The sequence below is a fragment of the Streptomyces sp. A01 genome, assembly GCF_059026195.1.
Map to the genome: position 1 here is coordinate 269,053 of NZ_JBWLKN010000009.1, position 12,275 is coordinate 281,327.

Here is a 12,275-nt window from a genome sequence, read left to right on the forward strand (position 1 = left end):
GTTCCCCATCACAGCAGCTGACGGGCTGTCGGACGGCCCGCGCGCTTTCGCATCGTACGTAGCAACACGAGGGAGACGGTCGGATGGCCGTAGTGCGCAAGTCACCCGCTGCCGCCGAACGGCAGCCCGTCACCATCAGCTTCGCCGGATTCAACCGCGCCTGGGCGGCATGGATCGGCGATCGCCTCGAACGCCACGGCCACCGGGTGTCCTTCCAGCGCTGGGACCCGCCGGTCGAGGCGCCCCTTGAGGACGCGCTGCGCGACCTGATGCTGGCCGAGGGCCGCGTCCTGCTCGTCCTCAGCGACTGGTTCTTCCAGCTCGGTCCCCGCACCCACGACGACTGGAACAAGGCCCTGCGCGCCGTGGTCGCCCCGAACGCCGACCGGTTCGCCGCCGTGACCGTCACCGGCTCGGCCATGCCCACGGCGACCGCCGCGCTCAACGTCGCGGAACTGGGCGCGGCCGGGCCCCGCGAGGCCGAGCGCAGGCTGCTCGCCCGCCTCGGCACCCCGTTCACCGTCACCCCCGCGACCACGGCGGACGCGACGGGAGGCCCCCGCTTCCCCCGTGACCAGCCCCGCGTCTGGGGCGGTGTCCCCCGCCGCAACATCCGCTTCACGGGCCGGGAGGGCGCCCTCAGCGACGTCTACCACCAGCTCAACCAGGCGGAGTCGGGCGCCGCCGTCGTCACCCTGCTCGGCATGTCGGGGGTCGGGAAGACGCAGACCGCGGCCGAGTACGTGTACCGGTTCGGCTCCGAGTACGACATGGTCTGGTGGGTCCCGGCCGACCAGCGCGGCACCCTGCGCCAGCGGCTCGCCGAACTCGCCCCCGCGCTGGGCCTGACGGCGGGCCCTGAGTACGGCGAGCGGCTGCGGGCCGTTCACGACGCGCTCCGCAGGGGCGCCCCGTACTCCCGCTGGCTGCTCGTCCTCGACGGCGCCGACGAGCCGGAGTCCGTCGCCGACCTGCTGCCGAGCGGCACCGGGCATGTCCTGATCACCTCGCAGAACCGGGACTGGGACGAGCACAACACCTCCCTCGTGGAGGTCCCCGTCTACAGCAGGGACGAGAGTGTCGCGTTCGTACGGCGCCGGGCCCGCCGCATCTCGCCGCACGAGGCGGACCTGCTCGCCGACGCGCTGGGCGACCTGCCGCTCGCCCTCGACCAGACCGCGGGCTCGCTGAACGACTCCACCATGCCGGTCGAGGAGTACATCGAACTGCTGCGCAGCGGCGCCGACATCGAGGTCGGTCTGAAGGTCGCCGCCGACTTCCCGATGACGTACTACACGGCCTTCTCGATACTGCTCAACCGGCTTCGCGAGTCCGTGCCCGAGGCGGTGGACCTGCTGCGGCTGTGCTCGTTCTTCGCCCCGGGCCCCGTCCCGCTGGGGCTGCTGCGCGACCTGCCCGCGCGCGACCTGCCCGAGCAGCTGCGCGGGCTGATGGACGACCCGCTGCGCTGGACGTCCTCGATCAGCAAGCTCGTGCAGTACTCGGTGGTCCGCACCGACAACCCGGAGGAGGGCACCGACGAGCCCACCGCGGGCACCGAGATCCTGCACCTGCACCGCATGGTCCACCAGACCGTGCGGGCGGGCATGCCGGAGGAGGACCGCGAGCGGTACTCCAGGGTGGCCCGCAGGGCGCTGGCCAACTCCGACCCCGGCCGGCCCACCGACACACGGCTGTGGCCCCGTTACGCGGAACTGGTGCCGCACCTGGAGGCGTCGGGGGCGCTCTCCAGCGCCCACGGCGCCGTGCAGCGGCTGGTCCTGAACTGCCTGCGCTACCTCTTCCTCAGCGGCGAGTACCGCTCCGGACTCCAGATCGCCGAACAGGCCGCGCCCCAGTGGCGCGAACTCCTCGGCCCCACCCACCAGCGGATCTGGGACCTCGACTACCACCACGTCAACCTGCTGCGCTCCGTCGGCAGGTACAGCGAGGCCGAGAAGCTGGACCGGGAGGCCGTGAACCACCTGCGGGAGGAGCGCGGCCAGCAGGACCTCGACCTGCTGCGCGCCGCCACCGGCCTCGCCGCCGACCTGCGCGCCCTCGCCCGCTACGACGAGGCGCTGGAGCTCCAGCAGACGGTGCTGAAGGGCTACACCGAGCTGGTCGGCGAGCAGGACTCCCGTACGCTCGGCGCGCTCAACAACCTCGCCGTCTCCTACCGCGTCCTCGGGCGGTACAGCGAGGCGCTCGACATGGACCGCAGGGCGCTGGAGGCCCGCCGCGAGTATCTGCGGCCCCGGCACAACTGGACCCTGTTCTCCGAGATCAACTACGCGTGGGACCTGCGCCTGCTCGGCCGCTACGAGGAAGCGATCTCCGTGCAGGAGCAGAGCGCCCTCGTGCACACCGACGTGATGGGCCCCGACAACCCGCAGACCCTGCGCGCCGAACACAACCTGGCGATGTGCCAGTACCGGGCGGGCGATCGCGCCCGGGGCATGGCACTCCTCGCCTGCATGATGGAGCGCTGCGAACGGGTGCTCGGCGAGGACGACCCGCTGACCCTGATGGCCGCGTCCAGCTACGGCTGCATGCAGCGCGAGCACGGCGATCTGGACCTGGCGCGGGCGCTGGGCGAGCGGGTCCTCGACCGCTACCGCCAGATGCTCGGCAAGCGGCACCCGTATGCCGTCGGCAGCTCCGTCAACCACGCCCTGGTGCTGCGCGCGGCCGGGGAGCGGCAGCTGTCGGAGATGCTGATCGAGGAGGCGCTGGTCGCCATGACCGATGTGGTCGGCGGCATGCACCCGTGGACCCTGGGCGTCGCGCTCAACGCCACCGCCACCCGCAACCTCGCGGGTGACCCGGAGAGCGCCGCCGAGCTGAGCCGGGAGACCGGCCGCAAGGCGGCCGAGGCACTGGGCGCCAACCATCCGCTGGCGCTGTCGTGCCAGGTGGCGCTCGCCGCCGACCTGCGGGCGCTGCGGGACCGGCAGCAGGCGGAGAAGGTGGAGGAGGCGGCGCTGAGCGCCCTGTCGTCCACGCTCGGCCCGCAGCACGTCCACACCATCTCGGCGCGCTCCAGGGCCAGGCCGTTCTGGGACTTCGAGAACCACGCCCACTGACCCGCCGGAGGGCGTAACCCGAAGGCCCGGCCCCCGCGATGAGCGGGAGCCGGGCCTTCGGCCGGTACGAGCGGGCTTCAGCGCCCGGTCACCGGAGAGGTCAGAGTTCGAAGACCTCGTTGACCAGGGCCTGCTGCTCGGCCTGGTGGCGCTTGTTCGAGCCGACCGCGGGGGACGAGGAGTGCGACCGGGAGACCCGGCGCAGCCGCTCGGCGGGAGGCAGGTCGGCGCCGACGCCCAGTTCCAGGTGGTCGATCAGGTTCAGCGCGATGAACGGCCACGCACCCTGGTTCGCGGGCTCCTCCTGGGCCCAGACGTACTGCTCCACGCCCGGGTACTTGGCCATCTCCGCCTGGAGCTCCTTGCCCGGCAGCGGGTAGAGCCGCTCAAGGCGGACCAGTGCGGTGTCGTTGGCACCGCGCTTGTCCCGCTCCGCGACCAGGTCGTAGTAGACCTTGCCGGAGCAGAAGACGACCTTGCGGACGCCCGCCGCGTTGGCCTCGGCGACGGGGTCGCCGATCACCGGGCGGAAGCCGCCGGTGGTGAACTCCTCGGTCTTGGAGGCCGCCGCCTTCAGCCGCAGCAGCAGCTTCGGGGTGAAGACGATCAGCGGCTTGTGGTGCGGGTTGTGGACCTGCCAGCGCAGCAGGTGGAAGTAGTTCGACGGCAGCGTCGGCATGGCGACCGTCATGTTGTTCTGCGCGCACAGCTGGAGGAACCGCTCGGGGCGGGCCGAGGAGTGGTCCGGGCCCTGGCCCTCGTAGCCGTGCGGCAGCAGCAGCGTGACGCCGGAGGTCTGGCCCCACTTCTGCTCGGCGGAGGAGATGAACTCGTCCACCACGGTCTGCGCGCCGTTGACGAAGTCGCCGAACTGCGCCTCCCACATCACCAGCGACTCAGGCCGGGCCAGCGAGTACCCGTACTCGAAGCCCATCGCCGCGTACTCGCTGAGCAGCGAGTCGTAGACGTTGTACCGGGCCTGGTCCTCGGACAGGTAGAGCAGCGGGGTGTAGTCCTCGCCGGTCTCCCGGTCCACGAGCACCGCGTGCCGCTGGCCGAAGGTGCCGCGCCGCGAGTCCTGACCGGCGAGGCGCACCGGAGTGCCCTCCATCAGCAGCGAGCCGATGGCCAGCGTCTCGCCCATCGCCCAGTCGATCGTGCCGTCCTCGACCATCGCCATCCGGCGCTGGAGCTGCGGCAGAAGCCGCGGGTGGACGGTGATCCGGTCGGGGATGTTGACCTGCGACTCGGCGATCTGCTTGACGATCTCCTGGGAGATCGCGGTCTCGACGTGCACGGGGAACTCGGCCTGCGGCTCGGGCACAGCGGCCGGAGCCGGGGCCGACGTGGCGTCGCGCACCTCGGTGAAGACCTTCTCCAGCTGCCCCTGGAAGTCCTGAAGGGCCTGCTCGGCCTCTTCCAGGGTGATGTCGCCGCGACCGATCAGGGACTCGGTGTACAGCTTGCGCACCGAGCGCTTCTTGTCGATCAGGTTGTACATCAGCGGCTGCGTGAAGTGCGGGTTGTCGGCCTCGTTGTGACCGCGACGGCGGTAGCAGATGAGGTCGATGACGACGTCCTTGTTGAACGTCTGCCGGAACTCGAACGCCAGGCGCGCGACGCGCACCACGGCCTCGGGGTCGTCACCGTTGACGTGGAAGACCGGCGCCTCGATCATGCGCGCCACGTCGGTGGCGTACATCGAGGAGCGGGACGCGGCCGGGGCGGCGGTGAAGCCGACCTGGTTGTTGATGACGATGTGCACGGTGCCGCCGCAGCGGTAGCCGCGCAGCTGCGACATGTTCAGCGTCTCGGCGACCACGCCCTGTCCGGCGAAGGCGGCGTCACCGTGCAGCTGGACGGGCAGGACCGTGAAGTCCGTGCCGCCCTTGCCGATGATGTCCTGCTTGGCGCGCGCCACACCCTCGACGACCGGGTCGACGGCCTCCAGGTGGGAGGGGTTCGCGGTGAGCGAGACCTGGATCTGCTCGCCGTCGAGACCGGTGAAGGTGCCCTCGGCGCCCAGGTGGTACTTCACGTCACCGGAGCCGTGCATCGACTTCGGGTCGAGGTTGCCCTCGAACTCGCGGAAGATCTGCGCGTACGACTTGCCGACGATGTTGGCCAGCACGTTGAGCCGGCCGCGGTGCGCCATGCCGATGACGACCTCGTCGAGCCGCGACTCGGCGGCCGCGTCGATGACGGCGTCGAGCAGCGGGATGACGGACTCGCCGCCCTCCAGCGAGAAGCGCTTCTGGCCGACGTACTTCGTCTGGAGGAAGGTCTCGAACGCCTCCGCCGCGTTCAGCCGGCGCAGGATGCGCAGCTGCTCCTCGCGCTCCGGGCTGGAGTGCGGGCGCTCGACGCGGTCCTGAATCCACTTGCGCTGCTTCGGGTCCTGGATGTGCATGAACTCGATGCCGGTCGTCCGGCAGTACGAGTCGCGCAGCACGCCGAGGATGTCGCGCAGCTTCATCATCGTCTTGCCCGCGAAACCGCCGACGGCGAACTCGCGCTCAAGGTCCCACAGCGTCAGCCCGTGCTCGGTGATGTCGAGGTCGGGGTGCTTGCGCTGGCGGTACTCCAGCGGGTCGGTGTCGGCCATGACATGGCCGCGGACCCGGTAGGAGTGGATCAGCTCGAAGACGCGGGCGGCCTTGGTGACGTCGTCGTCATGGCTGACGTCGATGTCGCGGAGCCAGCGGATCGGCTCGTACGGCAGGCGCAGTGCCTGGAAGATCTCGTCGTAGAAGCCGTTCTCGCCGAGCAGCAGCTGGTTCATGATGCGCAGGAACTCGCCCGAGGCGGCACCCTGGATCACGCGGTGGTCGTACGTGCTGGTCAGCGTCATGACCTTGGCGACACCGAGCTTGTTCAGGGTGTCCTGCGACGTGCCCTGGAACTCCGCCGGGTAGTCCATCGCGCCGACGCCGAGGATGAGCCCCTGTCCGGGCATCAGGCGCGGCACGGAGTGCACTGTGCCGATGCCGCCGGGGTTCGTCAGCGAGGCGGTGACCCCGGTGAAGTCGTCCATCGTCAGCTTGTTGTCCCGGGCGCGGCGGACGATGTCCTCGTACGCCTGCCAGAACTCGAAGAAGTTGAGCGTCTCGGCCTTCTTGATCGCCGCGACGACCAGCTGCCGGTCACCGTTGGCCTTCACCAGGTCGATGGCGAGGCCGAGGTTGATGTGCTCGGGCTTGACGAGGGTCGGCTTGCCGTCCTTCTCCGTGAAGGAGTAGTTCATCGACGGCATGGCCTTCAGCGCCTGCACCATGGCGTAGCCGATGAGGTGCGTGAAGGACACCTTGCCGCCACGGGCGCGCTTGAGGTGGTTGTTGATGACGATGCGGTTGTCGAACAGCAGCTTCACCGGAATGGCGCGGACGGACGTGGCCGTCGGCAGCTCCAGCGAGGCGTTCATGTTCTTCGCGACGGCGGCCGACGGGCCGCGCAGCGTCACGTACTCGGGACCGGCGGCGGGCTCGGCCGGCGCCGCGGTGGCGGCGGTCGGCTTCGCGGCGACGGGCTTGGCCGTGGCGGGCTTGGCCGCCGTCGGCGCCGGGGCGCTCGCGGGGGCAGCGGCGGCTGGGGCCGGCTGCTGCGGGGCGCTCGTGGTGCGTGGTGGCCCAGCGGCGGCGGCGGGAGCGGAAGCGGTTGGTGCGGCTCCGCCCTCGGCGCCCGGCGGAGCGGCTACTCCGCCAGCTGCGGCAGGGGCCGACGCCCCGTCCTTGCCTGGCTTGTAGTCGGCGAAGAAGTCCCACCAGGCTCGGTCTACCGAGTTCGGGTCCTGGAGGTACTGCTGGTAGATCTCATCGACGAGCCACTCGTTGGGTCCGAACTCGGCGGGTGGGGTCTTCCCTGGCCCGTCTTGGTCGGTCGAGATGCTCGAAGTGTTGGGGGACTGTGGCGACACGGCGGCAACCGCCCTCTTCCGCTTCCTAAGGTGGTGGACAGCGGAAATAAAGGCTACGCCTGTTGGGACGTTTGGTGCAGGCCGCACGGGCCAGGGGTCGCGCAAGTCACATTGATCGACGGGTTTCGGGGCATGACTTGGCGGGAAACACACGGGGTTTATCCCGTAACACGGACATCAGGGATCAACTCAGTCGGCCCGCGCCCTCTGAATGCGTGCTTCCGCCACCGACCCTACGTCAACGTGACTCCCGGGCGTTGCCCGGAAGGGTGACCTGGATGCGGCAGCCGCGAGGGGATTCAGCCACTCTGATCCGTCCCCCGTGCAGATCCACCGCCCACCGGGCGATGGCGAGCCCCAGCCCCGTACCGCCGTCGCTGCCCGGCCCCTGCGGTTCGGGGCCGCCCCGGTTGAACCGCTCGAACACCCGGTGCCACTCGGCCTCGGGAATTCCCGGGCCCTCGTCCAGCACCTCAAGCGACAGGCTCTGCGGCCCCTCGGCACGCCGCGCGCGCACCGTCACCCGGCCGTGCTGCGGGCTGTGCTTGACCGCGTTGTCGATCAGGTTGGCCATCACCTGGTGCAGCCGCTCGGCGTCCGCGTACGCCGACAGATCCGACGGCGACACATCCAGATGCAGATGGACGTCCTTACGCGCGTGCGCGCCCGATGTGGTGGCGCTCGCCCCGCTCGCCATGTTGGCCTCCTTGAGGATGCCCGCCAGATACGGCCACACCTCGAAGCGCCGGGCGTGCAGCGGCACCACCCCGTTGTCCAGGCGCGACAGGTCAAGCAGCTGCTCCACGAGACGGCCGAGCCGCTGCGTCTGCTTCAGCGCCGTGCGCATCGTCTCCGGGTCGGCCTCGGAGACCCCGTCCACCACGTTCTCCAGCACGGCGCGCAGCGCCGTGATCGGCGTGCGCAGCTCATGCGAGACGTTGGCGACCAGCTCCTTGCGATGGGTGTCCACGGCCTCCAGATCGGCGGCCATCCGGTTGAAGGACGCCGCCAGATCGCCGAACTCGTCCCGCCGTCCGGCCGCGCCCACCCGCCGGGTGTAGTCCCCGTGCGCCATGGCCTGCGTGACCTCCGTCATCTCGTCCAGCGGCGCCGTCAGGGTGTGCGCCACGAACTGGGTGACCAGCAGTGAGGCGATGATCGAGAAGATGGTGATGATCCGCAGCTCGGTCTCCGACCGGACCGCGACGAAGACCAGCAGCGTGGTGATGATCACGGAGATGATGACCAGCGCGCCCAGCGCGGCCTTCACCGACCGGTAGGGGTCGAGCGGCCGCAGGGCGTCCCACAGCTGGGCGAGGGCGTCCGTGAGCCACTCCTTCACGGGGCGCTCGCGTCGCGCGCTCAAACCGCACCACGCACGGTCGCGCGGGATGCGGCCGCCGCCCCGCCCGCGCGGCGCGGCGGCGCCCCCGCCGCTGACGCCTGCGCGCCGGTGGCCGCGCGTGCGCCGCTCATGCCGCCGGAGTCTCCAGGGCGTATCCGACGCCGTGCACCGTACGGATGCGCTCCGCGCCGATCTTGCGGCGCAGCGCCTTGATGTGACTGTCGACCGTCCGGGTGCCGGAGGCGTCGGCCCAGTCCCACACCTCGGCGAGCAGCTGCTCACGGGAGAGCACCGCGCGCGGTGTGTTCGCGAGACACACCAGCAGGTCGAACTCGGTCGGCGTGAGATGCACGTCGGCACCCCGCACCCGCACCCGGCGCTGCGCGTGGTCGATCTCCAGCTCCCCGAGCCGCAGAATGCCGGTGCGCGGCGTGTGCGCCGCGAGCGCCGCCCGCTCCACTCGGCGCAGCAGCACGTGCACCCGCGCCGCCAGCTCGCGCATCGAGAAGGGCTTCGTCATGTAGTCGTCGGCGCCGACCCCGAGGCCCACCAGCATGTCGGTCTCGTCGTCGCGCGCGGTCAGCATCAGCACGGGCACCGGCCGCTGCGCCTGCACCCGGCGGCACACCTCAAGCCCGTCGAACCCCGGCAGCATCACATCGAGCACCAGCAGGTCGGGCTGCCACGCCTCCGCGGTGTCCACAGCCGAGGGCCCGTCGCCAGCCGTACGTACCTGAAAGCCCTCCGCGCGCAGCCGGGCCGCTATGGCGTCGACGATCGTGGGATCGTCCTCGACGACGAGCACCCGGCGCTGCGCCCCATTGGCCCCGTTGGCGGTCGCCGCGGCGCCGCCAAGGCCGTTGTGTGTCTGCTCCATACGCCCGCCCCTGCATTGTCCCTTGCCTGTCGCGTCGGGGCCGGTCAGGCTGTGCTCGCCCTGGCTGCCCTGGCCGCCTTCGCTGGCATGCAGCGTAAACGCACTGTGCGTAGCTCGGCTACGCACCGCGAATCGCGAGGTGGACCACGTCAGGGACGCCTCGGGCAACTGCGATCTCTTCCGTCCGTACAGCCGTGAAACCGGCATTACGCAACGCTTCCTCGAAAGCGGGCGAAGGCCGCGCGGACCATACGGCGAGCACACCGCCGGGATTCAGCCACTCCCGGCAGGCCGCGAGCCCGGCGGGGGAGTACAGGCCGCCGTTGTCCTCGGTCACCGTCCAGTCCGGCCCGTTGTCGATGTCGAGGCACAGGGCGTCGTAGCGCTGCGGGGAACGCCGGGACAGCTGGGCGCGCGCGGGCCGTCCGGGGTGCCCGGGCGGGTCCTGGGGGAGCCCGGACGCCGGGCGGGGGCGCTCTGGTGCGGCGGCGGGCGGGCGCGGCTCGTCCGGCGCGGCGGCGGCTTCAGGGGCGCCGCGCAGGTAGCCGACCAGGTCGGTGTGCAGGATCTCCGTGCGCGGGTCGGCCAGCGCGTCGGCGGAGACGCTGCTGAGCGGGCCGCGCAGATGCCAGTCGATCACCGCGTCCTCGCGCTCGGCCACCACGATGCGGCCCCAGCGCGGCTCCGCCGCCGCCTCGGCCAGCGAGAACCCGACACCGAGACCGCCGATCAGCACGGCGGGCCTCGCGCCCTGCCCGGCTGGGCCGCCGGGCAGGGCGGCGAGCGCGGCGCGGATCAGCAGCCGCTCGGAGCGCCCGTCGGAGGTGTCCATCAGGAAGCAGCCGTTGGCGATGATCTCCCAGACCTCCCCGGGCGCCCGCCCGCGCCGCCGCAGGGCGACCTCCCCATACGGGCCTTCCCGGCGGTCCACGGTCACCGGCCGGTCATCGGCCTCCGGCCCGCCGCTGTCCACCGGCCCGCCCACGCCCGGCGGCTGGTCGCCCGTCGGCCCCCGGCTGTCGGGGGCGGGGTCGTACGCGGTCGACTCGTACGGCGCGGGCATCGTGCGGACCTCCGGAAAGTAGCGAGGCGGGACGGACCGGGCCATCTTGGCGGAGCCCCGATGGCCGGTCCAGCGAGTATCCGCGGACCGCTCGGGCGGCGCGCGGCCGAGCGTGAGGGGAAGGTGTGGACGCCGTTCAGGTGCAGTCGGTTGTCCAGTGTGATGATCGTCACATCCGTGGCCATCGGCGTGCCGCCCCCGGATGACAGAAGGTGGTGCCAGTGCGCCGCGCGTGGCTCGTGCGGCCTTGGCGAAAGGGGTCCCGGCGCGGTGAGCAGGTCGGGAGCAGCCGTTGGTACGGCTGAGGACGCGCGGGCGGTCGGTGCCGGCGCTGGCATGGTGACCGGCGAGGCCGGGGCTGGCGACCTGGTGGCCGAGGGCGCGCGGAAGGCCGCCGTGACGAGGGCCGCCGCCCTGGGGAGCACGGCTGGCGCCGTCACCCGTACGGACGCGCCCGCCGCCGCGGCGGACGCGGCTCCGGCCGCCGTCACCGCCGGTTCCCCGGCCGCCGCTGCCTCTCCCGCCGTGGGGGCGGCCGCGCCGGATGTGAACGCTCCGCAGCTCGGGCCCGCGTCGCGACGCACGGGGCGGGGCCGAAGCCGGGGCCGGCTCGCCCGGCTGGTCGCGGTGGCGCCGACGCCCGCACGTACCCCGTTCACGTTCTGCTACGCGGCCGTCCTCCTGGCCACCGGCCTCTTCGCCGGTCTGGGCGATCCGGGGACCGTGCACGGGGCGCTGGAGGGATCGAGCTCCGACGCCTCCAATCTCGCCGACCGGCCGCTGGTGGTGCTCGTCGCCAGCGGGATCTGGGTCGCGGGCGGCTTGATGTCGCCGTCGATCCTGTTCTTCCTGCTGGTGCTCAGCGTGCTGGAGCGGCGCGTCGGCGGCTGGCGCACGGCGGGTGTCTTCCTGTCCGGCCATGTCCTGGCCACACTGCTCACCGAGCTGCCCGTCGCCGCGTCCGTCGCCTCCGGTCATCTGCCCGCCAGCTCACTCGACCGGCTCGACTACGGGATCAGCTACGGGCTGCTGGCGAGCCTCGCCGCGCTCACCGGGCTGCTGACGCGCTGGGCGAGGTGGACGCTGCTGGCCGGGGTCTGCGCCGTCCTGACGCTCGACCTGATCGAGCTGGCCGACCCGCTGACCAACTGGGGGCACGTCATCGCGCTGCTGAGCGGCCTGGCCTGGTGGCCGTACCTGCGCCGCCGGGGCGCGCGAATCCAGCGGTCGCGAGCCGCCTGGTAGGCGCCGGGGCAGGCGCCTGACAGGGGCGGTCCCATCTCACGGCCTCATCTCACGGCCCCAGCCGGTCGGCTCGTACCCCCGGAGGCGGCTGGCGGTGGCAGCGTGCGCCGTCGCGGCGCTCCCCCTCTTCTCGCCCGGCGAGGCGATGCGAGGGAACATGAGTACGCATCCCGGCCAAGCCGGTCCGGGCGGGCCGACGTCGGACAGAAGGGGATGGCATCATGCGGACGATCTTCGTGAACCTGCCGGTCAGCGACGTGAAGCGGTCGGTGACGTTCTTCGGTGAGCTCGGCTTCACGTTCAACCCGGACTTCTCGGACGAGAAGACCTCGTGCATGGTCGTCGAGGAGAACATCTTCGTGATGCTCCTTGAGGAGGGCCGCTTCAGGGACTTCATCAACGGCGACATCAGTGACGCCACGAAGACCAAGGAAGTCCTCACCTGCCTGTCCGCCGACTCCAGGGAGCAGGTGGACCAGACGGTCGCGAAGGCGATAGCGGCGGGCGGAAAACCGTGGAAGCCGGTCATGGACGAGGGCCCGATGTACGGCGGAAGCTTCCAGGACCCCGACGGTCACGTCTGGGAGCTGATGTACATGGCGCAGCGGTAGCGGGCGGCCCTTCCCGCGTTCCGGGTGATCCCCTGCCCTTCCCGGGCGTGCGGCGTTGCGCGACTTATTGACTATTAGTCAAAACGCCAGCAGTGTCATGGGCCGACAGCGACCCTCGCACTCGCCCCTGGAGGG

General features: G+C 71.4%; 7 protein-coding genes. 3 read left to right on the top strand and 4 right to left on the bottom strand.

Going from position 1 to position 12,275, the window contains the following annotated elements; translation table 11 throughout:
* Window positions 1–83 precede the first annotated feature (83 nt).
* Window positions 84–3,086, top strand: a complete 3,003-nt coding sequence (gene fxsT, locus AC5P1B_RS15255) for an FxSxx-COOH system tetratricopeptide repeat protein (protein WP_493887623.1) — start codon at window positions 84–86, stop codon at window positions 3,084–3,086.
* A gap of 100 nt (window positions 3,087–3,186) precedes the next feature.
* Here the strand turns inward: fxsT and AC5P1B_RS15260 are convergent, their stop codons facing one another.
* The 4 genes from AC5P1B_RS15260 to AC5P1B_RS15275 all read right to left on the bottom strand — a co-directional run bounded on the left by AC5P1B_RS15260 (window position 3,187) and on the right by AC5P1B_RS15275 (window position 10,284).
* Complete coding sequence (locus tag AC5P1B_RS15260) at window positions 3,187–6,999, bottom strand: multifunctional oxoglutarate decarboxylase/oxoglutarate dehydrogenase thiamine pyrophosphate-binding subunit/dihydrolipoyllysine-residue succinyltransferase subunit (protein ID WP_493887624.1); 3,813 nt, start codon at window positions 6,997–6,999, stop codon at window positions 3,187–3,189.
* 238 nt (window positions 7,000–7,237) lie between these two features.
* The gene (locus tag AC5P1B_RS15265) at window positions 7,238–8,308 is read right to left on the bottom strand and encodes a HAMP domain-containing sensor histidine kinase (protein WP_493887669.1); all 1,071 of its coding nucleotides are present in this window, start codon (window positions 8,306–8,308) and stop codon (window positions 7,238–7,240) included.
* A 163-nt stretch (window positions 8,309–8,471) separates the two neighbouring features.
* On the bottom strand, window positions 8,472–9,221 hold the full coding sequence (locus AC5P1B_RS15270; protein ID WP_493887625.1) for a response regulator transcription factor: 750 nt from the start codon (window positions 9,219–9,221) through the stop codon (window positions 8,472–8,474).
* A gap of 118 nt (window positions 9,222–9,339) precedes the next feature.
* The gene (locus AC5P1B_RS15275) at window positions 9,340–10,284 is read right to left on the bottom strand and encodes a spermidine synthase (protein WP_493887626.1); all 945 of its coding nucleotides are present in this window, start codon (window positions 10,282–10,284) and stop codon (window positions 9,340–9,342) included.
* Between the two features lie 270 nt (window positions 10,285–10,554).
* Between AC5P1B_RS15275 and AC5P1B_RS15280 the strand changes: the two genes are divergently transcribed.
* Window positions 10,555–11,529 carry a rhomboid-like protein gene (locus AC5P1B_RS15280; protein WP_493887628.1) on the top strand — a complete coding sequence of 325 codons (975 nt, stop codon included), beginning with the start codon at window positions 10,555–10,557 and terminating at the stop codon, window positions 11,527–11,529.
* 218 nt (window positions 11,530–11,747) lie between these two features.
* The gene (locus AC5P1B_RS15285; protein ID WP_493887670.1) at window positions 11,748–12,140 is read left to right on the top strand and encodes a VOC family protein; all 393 of its coding nucleotides are present in this window, start codon (window positions 11,748–11,750) and stop codon (window positions 12,138–12,140) included.
* Window positions 12,141–12,275 lie beyond the last annotated feature (135 nt).

Bases quoted from the DNA above. Each gene is read 5' to 3' on its own strand.
- AC5P1B_RS15275 (WP_493887626.1), bottom strand. From the start codon at position 10,284: ATGCCCGCGCCGTACGAGTCGACCGCGTACGACCCCGCCCCCGACAGC.
- fxsT (WP_493887623.1), top strand. From the start codon at position 84: ATGGCCGTAGTGCGCAAGTCACCCGCTGCCGCCGAACGGCAGCCCGTC.
- AC5P1B_RS15270 (WP_493887625.1), bottom strand. From the start codon at position 9,221: ATGGAGCAGACACACAACGGCCTTGGCGGCGCCGCGGCGACCGCCAAC.